Raw genomic sequence first — 19,759 nt, 5'->3', positions numbered from 1 at the left:
AGCTGTGGTCCAAGACTTCGATCCTTTCGGCGATCGGCCGTCGGCCACCACGATCCCGCGTGCCCGCCCGTGCGGCGGACCGCCCCTGAGACGTCGGCATCTAGGGTCAACGCCATGATATCGCGCTACTTCATCGAGCGACCCGTCCTAGCCAACGTGCTCGCCCTGGTGATGCTGCTGGTCGGTGCGGTGTCGTTGTTCAACCTCCCGGTGTCGCAATACCCGAACGTCGTGCCACCGACGGTCCAGGTCACCACACGCTATCCGGGTGCGAGCGCCCGCACCGTGATCGACACGGTGGCGCTGCCGATCGAGCAGCAGGTCAACGGCGTCGAAGGCATGCTCTACATGCAATCGACCGGCGCAAGCGATGGCACCTACACTCTCACGGTCACCTTCGCGATCGGCACCGACGGGGATCAAGCTCAGGTGCTGGTGCAGAACCGCGTCGCGATCGCGATGTCGTCGTTGCCACAGGCGGTCCAGGTCCAGGGCGTCACCACCCAGAAGAAGTCCACCTCGGTTCTGCAATTCGTGACGCTGTCCGCCCCCGATGGGCAGTTCGACAGCCTGTTCCTGTCGAACTACGGCGTCATCAACGTGCAGAACGAGCTGGCACGCCTACCCGGCGTCGGCAACGTCACGGTGTTCGGCGCCGGGCAGTACGCGATGCGGATCTGGCTCGATCCCAGCCTGCTGCAGGCGCGCGGCCTCACTCCTGAGTCGATCATCAGCATCGTTCAGCAGCAGAGCCAGGAGGTCACCGCCGGAGCCGTGGGGATGCCACCAGTCCCAGCCGGGCAAGATTTCCAGTACACCCTCAACGTCAGCGGACGGCTTAATGACGCCCCGGACTTCGAGAACATCGTCATCAAGGCGGATGCGCAGGACGGGGGCCGCATCTCCCGGCTCCGCGATGTCGGTCGGGTCGAACTCGGCGCGCAGACGTACAGCCAGTCCTTCACGCTGAACGGGCTGCCCGCTGCCGGCCTCGGCATCTTCCAATTGCCCGAGGCCAATGCGCTGACGGTGGCGGGCGCGGTCCGCGCCCGGATGGCCGAAATGGCAAAAAGCTTCCCGCCGGGCCTCGTTTACGCCGTTCCGTTCGATACGACCGGCTTCGTGCAGGCCTCGATCGACGAGGTCTACACGACGCTGTTCGAGGCAGCAGCCTTAGTGCTCATTGTTATCCTGGTCTTCGTCCAGGATTGGCGCGCCATGCTGGTGCCGGCGACAACGGTGCCGGTGACCATCATCGGCGCTTTCGCCGCCATGGCGGCGATGGGTTTCAGCGTGAACCTCTCGACGCTGTTTGCCATTGTGCTGGCCATCGGCATCGTGGTGGACGATGCCATCGTGATCGTTGAAGGCGTCTCCCACCATATCGACGATGGCCTCACGCCTCGTGCGGCGGCCGAAAAGGCGATGGAGGAGCTGTTCGGGCCGATCATCGGCATCACCCTCGTGCTCATGGCGGTGTTCGTGCCCGCGGCCTTCCTGCCCGGTCTGACGGGGCAGCTCTATAAGCAGTTCGCTCTGGTTATCGCCGCCACTGCGCTGATCAGCGCCGTTAACGCTGCCACTCTGAAGCCGACACAATGCGCCTTGTGGCTGCGCAAGCCGGTGCCGCCGGAGAAGCGCAACGCGTTCTACCGTGGCTTCAACCGCGTCTACGGTGTTGCCGAAGGCTGGTACGCCCGGCTGATCGCCCGCATGGTCCACCGCAGCGGCGCCATGATCGCCCTGGCCGTCGTGCTGATCGGCTTGGCCGGGTGGGGGCTGACCCGCCTGCCGACCGCGTTCCTGCCGACCGAGGACCAGGGCTACGTCCTCATCGGGGCGCAGTTGCCGGATGGCGCCTCGAAGGAGCGCACCGACGCGGTGATGCAGCGGATCAGCGCGCTGGCGAAGGCGACGCCCGGCGTCGACAACGTTCTCACGATCAGCGGCATCTCGGTGCTCGACGCCAACGCCACGTTGCCCAATGCCGGCGTGGCCTATGTCGTGCTCAAGGACTGGGACATTCGGGACAAGGAGAAGGGCCAGGACCTGCGCAGCCTCTATGGGCACTTCAATGCGGTGCTGGAGGGCGTGGAAGGCGCGTCGACCTTCGTGCTGATCCCGCCGCCGATCCAAGGTATCGGCAACGCCAGCGGCTTCACCATGCAGGTTGAATTGCGCAACGGCGATTTCGACTATCCGCTGCTGGAGAGCCTCGCCCGGACGATCGTCGCTGACGGGAACGCGCAATCCGGGCTGCAGAAGCTCAACACCTCGTTCCGGGCCGGCGTGCCGCAGCTCTCGGTCGTGGTCGACCGGATCAAGGCCGAAGCCCTGGGGGTGACGGTCGGGCAGGTGTTCTCGACGCTGTCGAGCTATGTCGGCTCGTCCTACGTCACCCAGTTCAACAAGTTTGGCCGCACCTTCCAGGTCTACGTGCAGGCCGCGCCTGACTACCGGCTGCGCCCGGAGGACATCCAGAACCTGAAGGTCCGGGCCGGCAACGGAGCGATGGTACCGCTCGGCACCGTGGTCGAGATCAAGCCGGTGCAAGGCCCATCCCTGATCAGCCTCTACAATCTCTACCCGACGGCGACGATCGTCGGTGGGGCGGCCCCCGGTTTCAGCTCCGGCCAAGCCCTCGACCTAATGCAGCAGATCGCCACGAAGGTGCTGCCGCCCAGCTCCGGCTATGATTGGACGGCGATGTCGTTTCAGGAGAACGCGGTCGGCTCGCAGATCTACCTGGTCTTCGCGCTGGCTATCGTGCTTGTCTACCTGGTGCTGGCCGGGCAGTACGAGAGCTGGATCCTACCGCTCGCGGTCCTGCTGGGTGTGCCGCTGGCACTCACGGGCACAGTGGCGGCGCTGCTGCTGCTCGGCGTCGCCAACAACCTCTACACGCAGATCGGGCTGATCCTGCTGATCGCGCTGGCGAGCAAGAACGCCATCCTGATCGTCGAGGTCGCCCGCGAGAAGCGGCAGGCAGGACTCGACATCGCCGAGGCGGCCGTGGAGGCGGCGCGCCTGCGCTTCCGCCCGATCCTGATGACCTCGTTCGCCTTCATCCTCGGCGTACTGCCCCTGGTTACCGCCTCTGGGGCCGGGGCGGCGGCGCGCAAGTCGATCGGCATCACGGTATTCAGCGGCATGTTGGCGTCGACCTGCCTGGCGGTGCTGTTCGTGCCGTCCTTCTATGTCGTCTTGCAGCGCATCGAGGAGCGACGCACGCGACGGCGGCCCCCACCGGTCGGGACGGCATCTTCAGCGGTGGAACGCGTGTGAAACCGATCAGCCGCGACTGAGACTGCGGGTGCGAAACTGTTACCCTGGGCAGCCTTGCGCGCTCCGAGGTGCTAATCTGAAAACATCCTGACGCCGGATTGTCGGTCTGATGCCCCGTGTTAGGCCGGCAAATGCTGCCCTCATCCTTCTTACGATCGATGGAGCAATCTCTTACTGTCTTGAAATCGATCAGATAGCTGACACTGCAGCTGACAGGACCAATGTCTTATGCGGTCCGATACGCGCTGGCTCACTCTACGATTGAGTCGGGTGGATTTTCGACCGTCTGCTCTCGGACGTCCATGCATAGGACCGTCGACGTCGCCGCCGCGCCCGCTCACGACCCTTTGCAAAGGTACGGCGCCGGTCGCCCTAGAGGCACCGGTGCTCTTCTTCATTGTTGGATGCCGGCCGCTTCGAGAGCACCGTCGATACGCGCATCGACTTCCTGTTTCGTTGTTGCCCAACCAGGCACCGTCGCCAGCAGTCGCTGTTGCCAGGCCACCAGGTTGGGGAACTCGTTCAGCGGGATCTTCGTACGCTCGTTCTGCGAGAACGGGCCGGCGATATCGAAGTCGGCCAGCGTTAGGCGGTCGCCGACGATGTAGCTGTACTTCGCAAGGTGCACGTCCAGCACGGCGGCGGCCGCACGGATTTTGTTGGCCGCCAGCTTGACGATGGCCTCGTCCGCGGGCTGTCCCATGAAGCGCTTGGCGAGCACCTCATCGAAGGTGAGCGTCGCGAAGACTCGCCACTGCTCGCCCGACCAGAACATCCACTGCAGGATCTCGAACCGTTCGCACGTCGTCCGACCCGCCAAGTTGCTTCCCGCCTTCTCGGCGAGATAGAGGTTGATCGCTGCGGACTCGTAGAGGACGAAGTCGCCGTCGACCATCACGGGGGACAACCCGTGCGGATTTAGCTTCAGGAATTCGGGCGTATGGCTCTCGCCCTTGAAGAGATCGATATCCACGATCTCGATTTCGACGCCCATGGCGGCAGCGGCTGATGTAACGCGACGTCGGCTGCCCGAACCGGGATCGCCGTAAATTTTGATAGACATCTTGGTGCTCCTTTGAAGGGGATCAGATTCGGCGCGCCTGTCGGTTAGAACAGCGCAGTCAGCGCGAACGTTGGGAAAAGGGGTCGGGGTCAGGCTGGGATGCGGGCGCGCAGGCGGTCGAGCATGGCGTCGGCATTATCCTGAAGCTTCATCGCCGTTCTCCTGAGCGCCCTGGTGGCGCCGTAAGCCGGGAAGTAGGCCATTCGTAAAATCCGGTGTATCCACTTCGCACAAACAACATCTATCCGAATTTCGAATGAGTGACCGCTGGCAGGAAATGGCTGTGTTCGTCCGCGTTGCGGAGACTGGCAGCCTTTCGCGCGCGGCCCGCGAACTCACGCTCTCGCAGCCCTCCGTGTCGCGCATCATGGGTGCGCTGGAGGCGCGGCTAGGCACGAAGCTGCTACTGCGCACCACGCGCAGCATCTCGCTAACGGAAGCCGGCAACCTGTATCTCGAGCGCGCGAGATCCCTCCTCGCGGAGGTCGATGAAGCCGAGCAAGCTGCCCGGGGGGTGGACTCACTGCAGGGCGTCATCCGGCTCGCGATACCGGTGCTCTACGGCTCACGCGCGGTCGTTCCCGCGCTGTCGACGTTCCTGGCCCGGCATCCGGACCTGCGGATCGAGATGACCATGAGCGATGCGCGCCAGAACCTCGTCATGGACGGCGTCGACGTCGCCATTCGCCTCGGCGTTGGGCCGCTGGAAGATTCCACCTTCGGAGCCCGCAAGCTTGCGGTGGTCGAACGGCTGGTGGTCGCGGCACCGGCCTATCTCTCGACCCATGGCACGCCCGCCAACCCGACCGAGCTTGTCCGACACGATTGCATCGTCCAGCACGGTCTGTTCGGTCGCGAGAGCTGGCGCTTCACGCACGATCAGACCGTCAGCTCCGTTGATGTCCCGGCGAAGCTCTGGATCAACTCGGCGTCGGGGATCCTGGCTGCCGCAGTCGCGGGGATGGGCATCGCGCTGGCGACCCGTGTCATGGCCGGGGACGAATTGCGGACGGGCCAGCTGACCCAAGTGCTGGAACCCTACCGGCTCGATCCGGCTCAGGTCCATGCGATCTTCCCGGCAGGTCCGAGACCATCAGCGAAAGTCCGAGCAATCGTGGATCATCTCGAAGCGTCGCTCTTCTCAGGCTGATCAGCGACGTCGAGCCGGCATTAGGATGGACCGAATGTCGCCCAACCCTGCCATTGACTACTAACCATCGGTGTCCGCTTTGGAGCTGACAGTTCCCAGTCCGAAATGACCGGCTTGGGTCGACACTCGCCGGTCCGCTTCACGAAGCGGTAGGGCTGACGCCGACAGACACTCGGTGCCGGAAATACCGTCGGTTTATCTACGGCGAAGCGTCGCTCGGTTTTTGGAGAGGGTTATGGAAGCGGGACTTCGAGCGTTTAAGCCGAACCGACGTGAGACCGCCGCTCTGGAAGGCGAATCGGTTGTCTGGTTCGGCACTACTCAAGCGCAACGGCAGATCGTCGGACGCAAAGCCGTTTCTACCTTCTCGCAGGTACAGGTAGTTGGCGTCGAACTCGGCTAGAGCTTTCAGGCCCGCCCAGTCCAGGATGCTCAGACGACGGTTCTTCAATTCGATCAGCCGTCTGCGCCGGAGTTCCTGCAGCGTTCGATTGACGTGCACGTTTGATATGCCGGTGAGGTCCGCCAGATCAGCTTGTTTCAGAGGCAGCTCATAGCTCTGTCCACGAGCCCACCCGACCGTCTGATAGCGAAGATACAATTCGCAGAGGAGATGCGCCAAGCGCTCAATAGACGTGCGGCCTCCGACGTTTAGTAGCCATTCGTGTAGCATCGCCTCATCTACAAGGGCGCTCATGCGCAGACCGTAAGCGATGTTCTGATGCTGCTGTAATTGCTCTATTGTTTCAGGGGTCAGCCATACGACGCGGCAGGCGGAGAACGTGCCAATGGAGTGGTTCATCCTGCGTAGCAGAGGAGCATTGAGATTGCCCAGGTCACCTGGGATGAGGAGCGCTGTGATTTGGCGCCGCCCATTCTTCCGCTGCTTGTAGCGATAGGCCGAGCCTTCCAGGATCAAAAAAGCGCCGGGCGGTTCCTCGCCTTCCTCTATGAGCGCTTTTCGCGGCTCGACATTCCGGCTGGATGTACCAATCTCCTGCAAGAGCGTTCGCTCGACATCGGAGAGGCGAACGAAGCTTTCGATTTTGTGGACCAAAGGGTTCAGCGGACGGGTGCCAAACGGCATTGTCGTCTCCTTCGGATACACAAAGCCTCTTATGGCTTCAGATTTCCTTGACCGAATGAACGACACATTTGTAATTGAGTCAAATCAATACAGAGTACCGATTCCCATAAATGAATCAGGCGTACCTGCATCCTCAAGTTGCGGCCTGTGGTGCTTATCAGAGGTGTACGATCCAACATAAAAACTGAACTGACACCTTACATGATCCACAACGAGACTTTGCTGCCTCTGTTGCATTGCAAACAATCTGGCATACTCAGCCCACGTGCGTGCACGCAGCTTTCATAATGGCATTACCCGCGATGGCGGGCCTTTGAGTACAGCGTAAGTTGGCCTTAACGGCAACGTTGTGGCGATAGCAGCTGATTCTGCGTGACGGAAAAACGGTCATTTTGACGACAGACCGAGGGCTAAGGAACGTGACTAGGATAGGTCACTCGTCTGCTTCTGCCGTCCTAATCATGAAGCGGACCTGCCCCGGTCGTATCCCTTCAACAGGACTGACAAATCGCTTCGATGTTGTTTCCATCAGGGTCAAAAACAAAGGCAGCGTAGTAGTTCGGGTGGTAACGTTCGCGAATACCAGGAGCGCCGTTATCAGTCCCTCCGGCCGCGAGTGCACTATGGTGAAAAGCATCCACAACGTCTCGGCCGGTTGTCGCAAGCGCAAGGTGGATAGGCGTACCTGGCGCCTCTCCATCATGGAACCAGATACTGGGATATCCGTCCCATCCTATGCCGTACCGTACGCCACCCGTGCGTGATCGCTCGGGACCCACACGGATGACGACGGTCATGCCAAATGGGCGGAGCGCTCCTTCGTAGAAGCGCCGCGACCGCTCTGCGTCCGCAACTGCGAACTCGATATGATCCAGGATTGCGCCGCCGGTCGAACTGATCTCCCCATTCATCATCGCTTGCACTCCGTGTTGGAAACTAAAATCAGGATCTGCGGTCGCGGGCGCCCATCCGGACCGACAGACCCGCTTGGGCAAGCCCCTTCGAAATGGCGAGCCCGAGGCCCTTGTTCGCGTCGGTCACCGGCGCCTATCGTTTGTCCGTTATGACAGCATCACCTTGCGGTAGCTTCGGCCGGGGCAGCCACATGGTTGCTGACGTCGCCGAACAGACGGCCCTCGACTTCGCGCAACACGAAGCGCCATGTGCCGTCGTGACGCTCGAAGCTGTCGATGTACCGTCCGGTTACGATCGGCTGCAGCGGAAGACCCGGCAGCTCCTGGTGGACCGTGAAGTAGCAAATCGAGCTGGCGGCCGTCTCGGACCCGACCTCGACGATGACGTTCGAGACCGAGTGCCAAGTGCGCGGCGTGTCATCGACATGATACTGGAGGTTCGTCCTCAGGAAGCGGGCAATCGCGTCGCGCCCTTCCACGATGACGTCGCCGACCTTGAACCTGGCATGTGCCAGCAGATGGGCGTTCGCATCGACCAATCCGTAGTCGAGGTTTTGAGCATATGTGGCCAACAAGCGACGGACCTCGCTTTCGGCGACGAGACGGTCGATGGCGCTTAGGACGGCAGCATCGGTGATCATGGATCTTTCTTTCTCACTTCTTTGGGACGCTTGGTGCACGATCGCCGCACGGTGCCATCGGTGTCGCCGGCACGGGCGGTAATGGGCCGACGGCACGCCACACGATGATCGCATGGGGGCGAGCGCGATCACGCTCGCTCGATTGTGGTGGGACAGAGTGCGGTCGATCAGACCTGCGAGGCGCCGCCATCGGCGAACAGTTCCGTGCCGTTGACGTAGCTGGCGGCGTCGCTGGCGAGGAACGCCACCGCACGTCCGATCTCCTCCGGCTCGCCGATGCGTCCGAGCGTGCTGCGCTCCGCAAGGAACGAGAGGGCGGCATCCGCCTCCTCGGGGCTTGCGAAGATCCCCTTCAGCGAAGGGGTGTTCACCGGCCCGGGGCTGAGGAGATTGATGCGGATGCCGCTTCCCTTGATGTCGAGCACCCAGCTTCGCACCAGGGCGCGTAGGGCAGCCTTGGTCGCCCCGTAGACGCTCAGGCCGGGGCCGGGCTGGATGGACGCCGTCGAGCCGACGATGACGACCGAGCCGCCGGGCGGCATGAGCGGCAGGGCATGCTGGACGGTGAAGAGGACGCCCTTCACGTTCGTGTCGAACATCCGGTCGTAGGCCGCTTCGGTGATCGAGCCGAGAGACTCGATCTCACCGCCTCCGGCGTTGGCGACGAGGACATCGAGGCGGCCATGCTCGTCGCGCACTCGCGAGAAGAGTGTCTCGATCTCATCAGGCTTGGAAACATCAGCCCGAAGCGCCGAGGCGTTGCCCCCCAGCGTGGCGACGGCGTCATCAAGTGGCTGCTGGCGACGTCCTGTGATCACCACGCGAGCGCCCAAGCTCGCAAGTTCCTTCGCGATTGCCAGCCCCAAACCCGAGGAGCCACCCGTCACCATCGCGACCTTGCCTTCGAACGACATGCTTCAAACCCTTTTGCGGCACTTCCGAACGGCGCCTGTGTAGTGATCGCTACATAGACGGATGGACGAAGGCAAGCTCTTATTTAGCGGTCGCTACCTAGCGAAGGGCCAGAGCCTTGCGATTATATAGCGGTCGCTATATGTGGGGCTTGGAGGTGCATGCGGAATGGAAGCGTCACAGCGAAAGCGGCGGCCAGCCTTCGACCGCGAGGAGGGCGTTGCCAAGGCCCAAGCCCTCTTCCACGCACGGGGCTACGATGCCGTAAGCATCGCAGACCTGACCCGTGAACTCGGGATCAACCCGCCCAGTCTCTACGCCGCCTATGGCAGCAAGGCGGAGCTGTTCGAGCGTGCAATGCAGCGGCATGCCGAGAACAGCGCGCTGCCGCTGGCGCGCATCCTGTTGCCCGAGCGGCCGCCAGCCGAGGCCTTGACCGCGCTGCTCGTTGCCGCCGCCCGCCAGTATGGCGGCGATCCGTGCCTCAGGGGCTGCATGATCACCGAGGGCATGCGCGCAGACGACGAGACTGCTCGACGAGCGGCGGAATCGCTGGGACAAGCCGGCTCGGACGCCATCCATGCCTACATCGCGTCCAAGCATCCGACCCGCGCGCGGCAGGTCACCGATTACGTGCTCGTGACGCTGCGAGGCCTTTCCTCATTTGCCTGCATGGGCCTGTCGCAGAAGCGCCTGGTCGAAACCGCACGCATCGCGGGCCGCGCCCTGGAGGGGGAGTTCCAGGAGCACTCAGTGGCGTCCGAATAGGATCGCACGCCACCGCTTCATAGGTCGACGATGCACGTATCCGCGATGGTCTCGGCAAAGCCTGGACCGAATATCAGGGCCGGTGTCTGGAAGCCGGGTTTATGGTCTCCGGACAGGACCCGCCGGGCAGCCTCGACCGCCGCCAGCGGCGTGTAGGAGTAGCCGTTCAGCGTCTCGATGACCGAGCGGCGGACGCTACCTTCGATGCCGGTGACCTCGGCTACGGCCCGGGCTCGATTGGCGTCGCGCTCCTCTGCGCTGGGACCGTCAGGCAAGAGGGAGAGGTCGCCAACCGGGAAGGCATCCCCGGCGACATGCACGAACATCTCGATGTTCGGGATACCCGTCGAACGCCAAGCCGTAACCAGGTCCCCGAAGGAGAGTGGTGCGCACGCGACCTCTCCCACGCCGAAGTCGAAGAAGACCGGCCGGCTGTCCGTCTTTGCAACCAGAGCGCCCCCGGCACGGGCCAACAGGCCCCCACCGATGATCTCGCCGGCACTGATGGCCGAACCGCGGGACATCGAGCCCGCCACCTGCAGGGCGATCCGCAGCCGCCGCGGGGCTTCGACGCGACGCGCCACATGGGCCGCCAGGCAATCGGTCGGCACGACGTCCCAACCGTCCCCCGGGAGGAGCATGACCCCTGCCGCCGCGGCTGCGTCGGACAACCTCTCGGCCAAGCGGTAGACATTGATCTCGGCCGTGATGTCCAGGTAGTGGACGCCGGCCTCGATGCAGGCTCGCATTAGCGGCTCCGCCGTCCTTGCGAAGGGACCCGCACAGTTCAACAGGACCGATGTGCCGGCGATGTGCTTCCGCAATGCCTGGGCGTCATCGAGACCGAAAGTGCGGTGCGCGATGCCGAGCCGAGCCGAGCGGACGCCGCGTGCAACTTTGGACCATCCCGGCCAGCGATCACGAATTTGATGCCGGCGGTTTGGGCGCGCTCCGCCACCAGCCCACCGGTGTAACCGGTCGCACCGTAGATCATCAGATTGTTCATATGCTTGGACGCGTCCCTGCGAGCCTCGTAGCTCGGCGATGCTGGGTGTTTACAACGGAAGGGGTGATCAGGGCCGGGCGTGCTGCCAGCTCTTGTAGACGAACTCCAGGCTATAGCCGTCCGGATCAAGCACCCCGCCGGCATAGTAGCGGGGGTCGTAGTAGAGACGAGCGCCCGGCGCACCGTTGTCGGCAGCGCCTGCCGCGATGGCGGCGGCGTAGGCGTCATCGACTTGCGTCTGCGAGGCTGCAATGATGCCGACATGTGCTGCACGGCCCTCGACGGTGCCAGGGCGCAGCCAAAGGAACATGCGGCCCTTACAACCGAACCCCCTCAGGTCGGGGTGCCCCGGAGGGCCGTCCTGTCCGTCGTAATCGGCGCGGTCCGTGATCCCTAGGGGGGCAAGTGCCGCCAGGTAGAAGGCTGTCGAGCGGTCGAGGTCGCTGACGGACAAGAAGACGTGATCGAGCATCGGTACTTCCTCGCCTGTCCGGTTAGATGCTGTAGCCGCCCGAGACCTCGACCGACTGCGCGTTAATCCAGGCGCTGTCGTCGGAGATCAGGGCAGCAATGACGCGACCGACGTCGTCGGGCTCCCCGACCCGGCCGAGCGCGGTCTGCGAAGCCAGCAACGCTTCGAACTCGCCGTTGAGCCCGCCGCCGAGCTCGGTCCGGATCGCGCCAGGGGAGATGGCGTTGGCGCGGATGCCCCTGGGCCCGAATCCTTGGCCATGTAGCGGGTGAGTACCTCCAGGCCGCCCTTGAAGGCCGCATAGGGCGCCACGCCTGTCGTGGCGACGCGGGTGGTGGCGCTCGTCAGGTTCACGACCTGGCCTCCCTGCGCGATCATGGGCAAGAGGACCTGGGTAAGGAAGAACGGTCCCTTGAGATGGACGGCAAAGAGGCTGTCGAACTCCGCCTCGGTGACGCTTGGGATCGGGCTGTAGAGACCGAAGCCCGCGTTGTTGACGAGCGCGTCGAAATCGGTCCGCCCCCATACGGATTGCAGGGAGCTCTGAACCGCCTCGCGGAACGCGTTGAACGTGTTGGTCTCGCCCACGTCCAGGCGCAGCGCTACAGCCTTGCCGCCGATGGACTCGATCCGCCTGACAGTGGCTTCGGCCGCCTCGGGATTGTCCTTGTAGGTGAGGATCACGCCCATGCCACGCCGTGTGCAATGGACGGCAGCGCTTGCCCCGATGCCGCGGCTTCCTCCGGTGATGATGACGATCTTGCTCATGGATCCCGCTTCCTGGTGTGAGCAGAAGCTATCCCAGGGCTCGGGCGGCCGGCTCGCCCGATCCTGCCGCTATCTTGCCTATTCCTGCTTTTCGATTGTCGCGGACGGGCAATCCGTCGATGGTATGTCGATGGAAGAGCAACTCCACGAACTTCGTGCCTTGGTCGCCCGTGCGCAGAACCGGAGAACAGAGACCGGCATCCCGCGCGTGGCGATGGTGCGGGGCAAGGTTCCCGAGCACGATCTCGCCGCCGTCTACGACCCGATGGTCAACCTGATCCTTCAGGGGACCAAGACGATGACGGTCGGCGAACGCACGCTGCACTACGATCCGGCGACGTACTTCGTCATGTCGGTCGATCTGCCGGCTGCCGGCAACGTCATGGCCACCCCTTCCGGCGACCCCTACATGGCGGTCAGCCTAACCCTCGACCCGACACTCATTGCGAACCTGCTCGCCGACCTCGCGCGCACGCCTCAGAGGCCCACGCTGGAGGTAGCATTCTCGATCGCAGCGGTGACGCCGGAGCTACTGGATGCCTGGCTGCGCATGCTGCGGCTCATGGATCGCCCTGCAGACATCCCCGCCCTAGCCCCAGCCTACGAGCGCGAGATCCTGTATCGTGTCCTTCAGGGGTCCTTAGGGTGGATGCTGCGTGACATTGCGACCCCCGACACAACGTTGGCGAGGATCAACATCGCCATCCAATGGATACGCGAGCACTTCGCCGAGGCGCTGAGGGTCGAGACGCTCGCGGACATGGCAGCGATGAGCCCATCGGCGTTCCATCGCCACTTCAAGGCTGCGACGGCCCTGAGCCCCATCCAATTCCAGAAGCGCATCCGCCTGCTTCAGGCCCGCACACGCCTCGTCTCAGGCGGCGACAGCGCGACGGCGACAGCGTTCGATGTGGGGTATGAAAGCGCGACGCAGTTCAGCCGTGAGTACGCGCGCTTCTTCGGTCTACCCCCTACCCGGGACCTCGTCAGGGTCCGCGAGGAGATGGGCAGTGTTCGCCGCGCCTCCTGACGACCCTGGAACGAACGACTGCTTCGGGGAGCAGCGCAAGCTGTCGTGAACGGCAAGGTTGGGTCGATGCCAGTTCGTCCGCTTCCGGGCGGTCAAATGGTGAAGCGGTCCTTGGTTATCGGCCGAGGCTGACCCGTTGCAGAAGGTAGGAACGTCCGCTTGTCGGCTCCTCGGTGAGGCCGAGACTGACGACCGGAACGGGTGGATTTGCGACTGTCTGCTTCTGAGCGGCAATAAGTCAAAGCGGACGCCGCTATCCCGCCCGCTCGCGATCCTTCAGTGGGACTGGATCATCGACCGGAGGACAGAGGAACGGCTCGCTTCTAGCGCCTCATCGCCAACCAGCGGCGACGCAGCAATACGGAACGCTCGGTGTAGCGTTCGTCGAGGAACGCAATGGCAGCCAGTCGGTCAGTCCGGAACACCCGGAAGTCCTGCCGCAACTCGCACCACGCCATCAGGACGCGAACGGTCGCGACATAGCCGACCATGAACGGACGGATGACCCGTTCGCTCGCCGCTCCGGTCTCGTCGATGTAGCCGATAGCGAGCTTGCGTCCCTCACGGCACCACGTCCTCAGGCGTGCAATGTCGATCGGGTCGTCGCCCCGATGACGCGCGGGTGGTGTGCCGACTGCTGGATCGTCGATCACCCGACGCAGGTCCTCGGGCACGATCGCGGCAATCTTGGCAAGCACGCTGAGCGCCGCGCGGGCCAGGCCCGAATCGGCATGGGCGATCACCCATTGCGCGCCGAGGGCCACCGCCTCGGCCTCGTCCGTAGTCAGCATGAGCGGCGGCAGGTCGAAGCCGCGCTCCAAGACGTAGCCGACACCCGCCTCGCCCCGGATGGGTACGCGCTGGGCGACCAGCGCATCGATGTCACGGTAGATGGTGCGCTTGCTCGTCTCCAGTTCCATGGCGATCCGGTCGGCCGTCAGCGGGCCGGAGGCACGGCGCAACACCTGAATGATCTCGAAGAGGCGGTCAGCGCGGCGCATGGCCCGTATCCGATGGCGGGCGGTCCTACGAAAGCGCCACCAGGATTGCCCACGACATCAGGCTGCCGATAACGAAGAAGGGGGCGTTGAGTGCCGTGTACGCAAAGGGGCGCGGGAAAAGCGGATTGATCGCGATGTTGAGGGTCATCGGAACAAGATAGCCGACAGCGACGAGGGCACCTAAGACGAGCGCATCGCCGTAGGTCGTGATGCCGAGCGCACGCAGGAGGATGGCACTCGTAGCTACCGTGACGGCGGTGCACAGGAAGGGGCCGATCAAAGACAGTGGATCTGGCTTCTCCTGCGATCGATCAGTGATGCCGAGCACGACCGGGTAGTGCTTTCCGACCAGTCCGACGAACCAGATAGCGCCAAGGAGGAAGTGGGCGATGCTGGCGACTCCGACGGCGAGCCAGTTTACGTGGGAGAAAGCTTCGATCATGGGTCCCATTTCCTTGTACCGGCCGTTGCGGAGGACCCTTTGATAGCGCAGCACTGTTGCCACCATGGTGTCAGCAGCGTTGGTGAGTCATGTCGGTTTCCCATTCCGAGCCAACCCCAAGGCGGCCGGCAGATGGCCGCTTTCGGAGAGCCCTAACGTCTCTCTACATGCCCAACTTGGGTCGACGCCCACCGGTCCGCTTCAGGAAGCGGTAGGGCTGACGCCTGCATACGCTCGGCGTCGGGAATACCGTCGGATTTCCTACACGCAGACGATATGCGCCAGATGTATTGTTCCTCCCATTGATCACTAGGCAGGTTTCCGGTGATAGGCCAAGCATTTGCGCAGGCGACCGTACGGACGGGCACGAGGATAGATCAGGAACCGACGTATGGCAGTGACCGTTCAATAAGGCCCGCTTCACGCACCCAGGATATTTTATGGCTGCTCTTAAGACGATGATATTATCCGTCGGAGCTGCATTCGCCGCCGGTGCTGCACTCACCGCTTCGCTTTTATTGCCGTCCGTCAAGACGGGGGCAGACGCGACAATCGGCTCACGAGTCAAGCTCGCCACTGAAACATCAGATCCTGCAGCACATGTCGCGCCTGTGCAGAAGCCCGTTCGCTCATGGTCAGAGCCGGCAAAACCACGCGGTTCAGAGCTGCAAGAACCCGTCCTGAACGAACAAAAGACGTTGAGTCCGGATCGTCCTAGTTCTGCGCCGTCCTTAGTATTCAACGACACGGACTCACATGAAGCTGGCGAGAAGGGGCGAGCCGCGCTTGCTGAGCGGCCAAAAGCCTCGAAAAGCTCAGAGCTTCCCGCAATTGAGCCTTCCCTCTTGCCAAATGTCACTCGGGTGAAGCCGGCCTCAATCCCTGTTGTCAGGTCTCGCGGCGTTGTTACGAACGTGGATCGCTCACGAAGCGAGCCTGCTGAGCGGGTTCGTGGAGAATTCGTATCTGGAGACCGTACGGCCCCGTTCCGTAAGCCACCAGTAGTTTCTCTTCCAGTCCAGCCTTCCAAACGGCGTTACGAGGAGCATCCAAACGCGGGTTATCGGACTGCCTCGTATCCGAGTCGTGGTTACGGGTATGCCGATGCCGACTCCTCAGCCGAGGTTGGCGCTCCCTACAAGAGTCAGCGTTCCATGCGTGCCGAGGGAGAACCGCTCATCACCCGGAAGGTCTCTGCGCAAACTGGAGTGATGCGTTGGCTTCAGGAGCCTGTCGAACGTTAACTGTTTCACGTTCACGTTTGGCCCGGTCCCGTTTTGGAGTTCAGAATGCTGAGATCCTGCTCTTTTGCATTGGCTGTTTGCGGCGTCCTTTTGTCATCGTCGGCAATGGCGTTGTCGCTTTCAGAGATGAGACAGCAGAGCGCCTATATTGCAGAGCGCTATCTCCAGATCTGGTCGTCAAGCAACGCAGCGGCAGTGAAGGGGGTACCGTACATGTACGGTCCCACAGTCCAGTTTTATGGGCGTGCCTACACTCAGGCGCAGCTGATCGATGAAAAACAGCGAGCTGTTCGGCAATGGCCTAACCGAAGGTACGTTCATCGAAGTGGCACAATGCAGGTAACCTGCAACTCAGCTCAGCAGAAGTGTGCTGTCCAGTCTGTTATCGACTTTGACGTCGCGAATCCATCACGACATACGCAAAAAAGCGGATCGGCGAAATTCGAGCTAGGCATCAGCTTTACTGCCTCCCAGCCGCGCATCTTGTACGAAGGCGGCAGCCTAAATAGGAAAAAATTATTGCGAATGGATTAAGCTCCGCTGTCTGTCAGAGCAGCGTCCGACCGGACCATTCCATTGGTTTTGAGACCGATCCTACGAGGTGCCTCAAGCCGTAACGAAGGGAAAATCAGCCCGAAGCCACAGTTCCGAAGCATCTAAGGAAGAAAACCTGCTCTAAGTGTGTACAACTGCACAATACCGACGTATCTCTGAGAACGTGTAAGCCGTGACTCCCGAGGACCGACCGCCGTCGGTAAGGCCGAGCATGAATGATGGATCTGGGGCTTCGCCCGAGAACGCGCACGTTAGCAACGACGAACTCCTTCAGGCCATCCTCGAGAGTGCCACGGATTTCGCGATCTTCGCTCTGGATCCCAATGGCAAGGCTCTGCTCTTGAGCTCTTGGTAAAACCGAACCGGGCGACTGGAACGGGTAGTTTTCGGCCATTCGACTTACGGAACCAGCGATAAGGAAAGCTGCCGCTCGCTGACGCGGCTTGAGCGATAACGGATGGCAGCCTCGTCACACTGCTCGTTAGAAGACGAGGCCGCCACTTTGGGGGCTATGCCCAACCAAGCTCCCTTACGGCCTGGGCGTCGTTCCAGATCTTCGTCATCCCAACAATCCTGTCGCCCTCGAACTGCATGACGTAGCCGTAGTCGGTCGACGTGCTCTTGCCTGTCGGCGGGCACCGACCACCTTCTCCGGTATGGGTTCCGCGAAAGATGCCGTAAGCCGCTACGTTCTGGCGTTCCTCGTCGGTGGCGAACGATTTCACCTCGTATCGACCGTTGGGGATGAAGGTCAGAAGCCTCTTCATCCACTCCGTGTAGTCCCGTAGCGAGGTGACGCCGGCCAGGGCGTCGGCCTGAGCCGAGGAGGTCGCATCGGGGGTGCAATAGCGCTCGCAGGCTTCCCAGCCCCTACCCGTCTCGCAGGCATAGAAGAAGGCCTTCGCAACCGTTGCGATATCGCTCATGTTGAGGTCATTCCTTCACCTTCGCTGCGGACGCCGCCGGTCGCAGATGCCCGTCGGAGTCATGCCTGTAGAGACTTGCTTCGTAAGCCTCCAGCAAACGGACCGGTACAGTAGACGCGACACCCTCGGAAGGATGCCTGCGCGGAACATCGTTCGGTTAGTTCGCCCGGGCGACCTCGACGAGGTTGTCCGAAAATGACGGGGCGTGGCCCATGTCGGTGAAGGCGTGCGACGAGATGCTGTTGACCGTGCCCTCGTTAAGCTGACGCCAGTAGCCTAGCGTCGCGACCACGATGCCCGCCTTCACGTCCTCGGTGATGCGCGCCACGCCCTTGAAGGCGCCGCGGTCGTTGGCGACCTGCACCCGGTCGCCATCCCGGATGCCGCGCGCATCGGCGTCGTGCTGACTGATCATCACGAACTGCTCGCCCTGGCCCTTCTGCTTGTCCTCCATGTTCGCGTAGCAGGAGTTCAGGAAGTAGTGGCTCTTGGGCGAGACGATGTTGAGCGGGAAGCGCTTGGCCAGCTCCGGATCGTTGGTGTGGGACTCGCGCGGGCCGAGATAGTCGGGCAGCGGATCGAGTGCTTCGCCGGGCTGGAAGCCCTCGTACATCTGCCGGAACGGCGGCGCGACGAAGTTGGTGGCACCCTCGACCATGAACATGCACTTCCCGGTCGGCGTCGGGAAGTTGCCTTCCTTATGCGGGGCCCGGTCGTCCGGCGTGCCAACCTTGAGGCGCGCGAAGCCGTGCTCACGCATGTACTGGAGATCGATGCCTTCGCAGGCCGGCGAGTTCCAGTCGACGTAGTGCTCCAGGCACTCCGTGTCGGTCCACTTGAAGTTCTCTTCCTCGAAGCTAAGCCGGGCGGCGAGCTGGCGGAAGATCTCGTTGTTCGGGATGGCCTCACCGGGCGCATCCGCGCACTTGGTGTTGTAGGTCAGGTAGAGGTGGCCCCAGGACAGGATCATGTCCTCCATCTCCGCTCCCATCGTCGCCGGAAGCACGATGTCGGCATAGGAGGCGGTGTCCGAGATGAAGTGCTCGGCGGAGACCATGAACAGATCCTCGCGCATCAGCCCCGCGACGATCTTGTCGGTCTCGGGGGCCTGCGTAACGGGATTCGAGTTCCAGCACATCATCGACATGATCGGCGGGTCGAGCTTCAGCTCGCCGGTGAGCGCGCGTCCGATCTGAAGGTTCGAGACGACGCGGGTGCCCTCGGGGATCAGGTCGGGCCGGCACATCACGTCGAACTTGTAGGGATGCTCCCAGACGCCAAACTGCGTGACGCCGCCTCCGACATGGCGCCAGGCGCCTGTCAGCGCCGGGATGGATGACACCGCCCTGATGGTCTGGCCGCCGCCATAGTGCCGCTCCAGCGCCACGCCCATGCGGATGGCCACCGGCTGCTCGGTCGCCATCTCGCAAGCGAGCTTGCGGATGTCCTCGGCCGGGACGCCGGTGATCTCAGCGGCCCATTCGGGCGTGCGGGTGCTGGCCCGCTCTTTCAGCTCTTCGAAGCCAACCGTGTAATTGTCGACGTAGTCCTGGTCGACGAGGCCCTGTTCGATAATTGAGTTGATCAGCGCCATGGCGAGCGCGCCGTCCGTGCCGGGCTTCGGGGCGATGTGCCAGTCGGCCGCCTTGGCCGTGCGCGAGGCGTAGGTGTCGATGACGACGACCTTGGCACCCTTTTTCTGGGCGTCCTTGACGATGGCCCAGTGATGCAGGTTCGTGCTGACGGAGTTGCAGGCCCAGATCACGATGTACTTGGAGTGGATGTAGCTGTCCGGATCGAGGCCGGCGGTCGGGCCGACGGTGAGCAGCCAGGCCGTGCACGAGCCTTCGCCGCAGAAGGTCCGCTCCATTACGGTGGCGCCCATGCGGTTGAAGAAGGCATCGCCGCCATTCAGGCCGTGCACGAGGCCCTGGTTTCCGAGGTAGCTGTAGGGCGCGATGGCCTCGGGGCCGTACTGGTCGATGATCGCCTTCCAGCGCGTCACGATGGTGTCGAGCGCCTCGTCCCAGGTGATGCGCTCAAACTGCTTCGAGCCCTTCGGCCCGACCCGCTTCATCGGGTAGAGCAGCCGGTCGGGGTGGTAGTGGCGCTTCTCGTAGTCCTTTAGCTTCACGCACAAGCCGCCACGGGTCATCGGGTGGTCCGGGTTACCGCGCACGCCGAGCAGCTCCCCGTTCTTGACCTCGAACAGCATCGAGCACGTGTCCGGGCAGTCGTGCGGGCAGCCGCCGAAGAAGGTCTCGGTCAGGCTCTCGGCCTGTGCGACCAGCAGGGAGTCGGGCTTGACGATCTCGTTCATGTTTCCTCCACGGCCGAGCGTCCTGCCTTATTTTTCTAGCGGGCCGGCCCAGTGCGTCAGCACAATGCATTCAAGTGCAAACAATTCCAAATTTTGGTCCGGTGGAAGGGCCAAAAGAGCGCTGGGCCATGGTACCAACCGTTTTGTTATGGATCGGGGCCGTGCGCCTGAGACC

The 19,759-nt window shown here is 62.7% G+C and carries 15 protein-coding genes and 1 pseudogene; 4 read left to right on the top strand and 12 right to left on the bottom strand.

Translation table 11 applies throughout. The features are described from left to right. Nucleotides 1–114 precede the first annotated feature (114 nt). Entirely contained in the window at nt 115–3,285 is a 3,171-nt protein-coding gene (locus tag ACYQOP_RS21305; RefSeq protein ID WP_461223915.1) for an efflux RND transporter permease subunit, read from the top strand. Nucleotides 3,286–3,679: 394 nt separating this feature from the next. On the opposite strand, the gene ACYQOP_RS21300 is transcribed toward ACYQOP_RS21305, so the two are convergent. After that, entirely contained in the window at nt 3,680–4,348 is a 669-nt protein-coding gene (locus ACYQOP_RS21300; RefSeq protein WP_461223913.1) for a glutathione S-transferase family protein, read from the bottom strand. 256 nt (nt 4,349–4,604) lie between these two features. Here ACYQOP_RS21300 and ACYQOP_RS21295 point away from each other — a divergent pair, with 256 nt between their 5' ends. Beyond that, nucleotides 4,605–5,498, top strand: a complete 894-nt coding sequence (locus tag ACYQOP_RS21295; protein WP_461223911.1) for a LysR family transcriptional regulator — start codon at nt 4,605–4,607, stop codon at nt 5,496–5,498. Between the two features lie 199 nt (nt 5,499–5,697). On the opposite strand, the gene ACYQOP_RS21290 is transcribed toward ACYQOP_RS21295, so the two are convergent. The 4 genes from ACYQOP_RS21290 to ACYQOP_RS21275 all read right to left on the bottom strand — a co-directional run bounded on the left by ACYQOP_RS21290 (nt 5,698) and on the right by ACYQOP_RS21275 (nt 9,054). Continuing rightward, a complete protein-coding gene (locus ACYQOP_RS21290; RefSeq protein WP_461223909.1) occupies nt 5,698–6,585 on the bottom strand; it encodes a Crp/Fnr family transcriptional regulator in 888 nt (295 codons plus the stop codon). Between the two features lie 491 nt (nt 6,586–7,076). Then, entirely contained in the window at nt 7,077–7,499 is a 423-nt protein-coding gene (locus ACYQOP_RS21285) for a VOC family protein (protein WP_461223907.1), read from the bottom strand. A 158-nt stretch (nt 7,500–7,657) separates the two neighbouring features. Continuing rightward, the gene (locus ACYQOP_RS21280) at nt 7,658–8,140 is read right to left on the bottom strand and encodes a nuclear transport factor 2 family protein (protein WP_461223905.1); all 483 of its coding nucleotides are present in this window, start codon (nt 8,138–8,140) and stop codon (nt 7,658–7,660) included. Between the two features lie 167 nt (nt 8,141–8,307). Then, the gene (locus ACYQOP_RS21275) at nt 8,308–9,054 is read right to left on the bottom strand and encodes an SDR family NAD(P)-dependent oxidoreductase (protein WP_461223903.1); all 747 of its coding nucleotides are present in this window, start codon (nt 9,052–9,054) and stop codon (nt 8,308–8,310) included. 166 nt (nt 9,055–9,220) lie between these two features. On the opposite strand from ACYQOP_RS21275, the gene ACYQOP_RS21270 reads away from it, so the two are divergent. Continuing rightward, nucleotides 9,221–9,820 (top strand): TetR/AcrR family transcriptional regulator, encoded by a 600-nt coding sequence (locus ACYQOP_RS21270; protein ID WP_461223901.1) that lies wholly within the window; start codon nt 9,221–9,223, stop codon nt 9,818–9,820. 17 nt (nt 9,821–9,837) lie between these two features. Here ACYQOP_RS21270 and ACYQOP_RS21265 read toward each other — a convergent pair whose 3' ends face one another. The 3 genes and pseudogenes from ACYQOP_RS21265 to ACYQOP_RS21255 form a co-directional block, all read right to left on the bottom strand. Beyond that, the gene (locus tag ACYQOP_RS21265) at nt 9,838–10,644 is read right to left on the bottom strand and encodes a saccharopine dehydrogenase NADP-binding domain-containing protein (RefSeq protein ID WP_461223899.1); all 807 of its coding nucleotides are present in this window, start codon (nt 10,642–10,644) and stop codon (nt 9,838–9,840) included. A gap of 249 nt (nt 10,645–10,893) precedes the next feature. After that, nucleotides 10,894–11,298 carry a VOC family protein gene (locus ACYQOP_RS21260; RefSeq protein ID WP_461223897.1) on the bottom strand — a complete coding sequence of 135 codons (405 nt, stop codon included), beginning with the start codon at nt 11,296–11,298 and terminating at the stop codon, nt 10,894–10,896. A gap of 22 nt (nt 11,299–11,320) precedes the next feature. Next, a pseudogene (locus ACYQOP_RS21255) lies at nt 11,321–12,066 on the bottom strand (SDR family NAD(P)-dependent oxidoreductase). A 130-nt stretch (nt 12,067–12,196) separates the two neighbouring features. Here ACYQOP_RS21255 and ACYQOP_RS21250 point away from each other — a divergent pair. Continuing rightward, the gene (locus ACYQOP_RS21250; protein ID WP_461225416.1) at nt 12,197–13,096 is read left to right on the top strand and encodes an AraC family transcriptional regulator; all 900 of its coding nucleotides are present in this window, start codon (nt 12,197–12,199) and stop codon (nt 13,094–13,096) included. A gap of 323 nt (nt 13,097–13,419) precedes the next feature. Here ACYQOP_RS21250 and ACYQOP_RS21245 read toward each other — a convergent pair whose 3' ends face one another. The 4 genes from ACYQOP_RS21245 to ACYQOP_RS21230 form a co-directional block, all read right to left on the bottom strand. After that, on the bottom strand, nt 13,420–14,097 hold the full coding sequence (locus ACYQOP_RS21245) for a helix-turn-helix transcriptional regulator (protein ID WP_461223895.1): 678 nt from the start codon (nt 14,095–14,097) through the stop codon (nt 13,420–13,422). Nucleotides 14,098–14,122: 25 nt separating this feature from the next. Further along, a complete protein-coding gene (locus ACYQOP_RS21240; protein WP_461223893.1) occupies nt 14,123–14,539 on the bottom strand; it encodes a DUF1761 domain-containing protein in 417 nt (138 codons plus the stop codon). 2,308 nt (nt 14,540–16,847) lie between these two features. Next, nucleotides 16,848–17,264 (bottom strand): ester cyclase, encoded by a 417-nt coding sequence (locus ACYQOP_RS21235; protein WP_461223891.1) that lies wholly within the window; start codon nt 17,262–17,264, stop codon nt 16,848–16,850. Between the two features lie 157 nt (nt 17,265–17,421). Continuing rightward, nucleotides 17,422–19,584: a molybdopterin-containing oxidoreductase family protein gene (locus ACYQOP_RS21230; protein ID WP_461223889.1), complete on the bottom strand. Its 2,163-nt coding sequence runs from the start codon at nt 19,582–19,584 to the stop codon at nt 17,422–17,424. Nucleotides 19,585–19,759 lie beyond the last annotated feature (175 nt).

Source organism: Methylobacterium sp. CM6247 (assembly GCF_054817925.1).
The sequence above is the reverse complement of the archived record's forward strand: the minus strand, read 5'-3'. Positions and strand labels throughout refer to the sequence as shown.

Bases quoted from the DNA above. Each gene is read 5' to 3' on its own strand.
- ACYQOP_RS21240 (WP_461223893.1), bottom strand. From the start codon at position 14,539: ATGATCGAAGCTTTCTCCCACGTAAACTGGCTCGCCGTCGGAGTCGCC.
- ACYQOP_RS21305 (WP_461223915.1), top strand. From the start codon at position 115: ATGATATCGCGCTACTTCATCGAGCGACCCGTCCTAGCCAACGTGCTC.
- ACYQOP_RS21280 (WP_461223905.1), bottom strand. From the start codon at position 8,140: ATGATCACCGATGCTGCCGTCCTAAGCGCCATCGACCGTCTCGTCGCC.
- ACYQOP_RS21300 (WP_461223913.1), bottom strand. From the start codon at position 4,348: ATGTCTATCAAAATTTACGGCGATCCCGGTTCGGGCAGCCGACGTCGC.
- ACYQOP_RS21285 (WP_461223907.1), bottom strand. From the start codon at position 7,499: ATGATGAATGGGGAGATCAGTTCGACCGGCGGCGCAATCCTGGATCAT.
- ACYQOP_RS21270 (WP_461223901.1), top strand. From the start codon at position 9,221: ATGGAAGCGTCACAGCGAAAGCGGCGGCCAGCCTTCGACCGCGAGGAG.
- ACYQOP_RS21295 (WP_461223911.1), top strand. From the start codon at position 4,605: ATGAGTGACCGCTGGCAGGAAATGGCTGTGTTCGTCCGCGTTGCGGAG.
- ACYQOP_RS21290 (WP_461223909.1), bottom strand. From the start codon at position 6,585: ATGCCGTTTGGCACCCGTCCGCTGAACCCTTTGGTCCACAAAATCGAA.
- ACYQOP_RS21250 (WP_461225416.1), top strand. From the start codon at position 12,197: ATGGAAGAGCAACTCCACGAACTTCGTGCCTTGGTCGCCCGTGCGCAG.
- ACYQOP_RS21245 (WP_461223895.1), bottom strand. From the start codon at position 14,097: ATGCGCCGCGCTGACCGCCTCTTCGAGATCATTCAGGTGTTGCGCCGT.
- ACYQOP_RS21260 (WP_461223897.1), bottom strand. From the start codon at position 11,298: ATGCTCGATCACGTCTTCTTGTCCGTCAGCGACCTCGACCGCTCGACA.
- ACYQOP_RS21230 (WP_461223889.1), bottom strand. From the start codon at position 19,584: ATGAACGAGATCGTCAAGCCCGACTCCCTGCTGGTCGCACAGGCCGAG.
- ACYQOP_RS21275 (WP_461223903.1), bottom strand. From the start codon at position 9,054: ATGTCGTTCGAAGGCAAGGTCGCGATGGTGACGGGTGGCTCCTCGGGT.
- ACYQOP_RS21235 (WP_461223891.1), bottom strand. From the start codon at position 17,264: ATGAGCGATATCGCAACGGTTGCGAAGGCCTTCTTCTATGCCTGCGAG.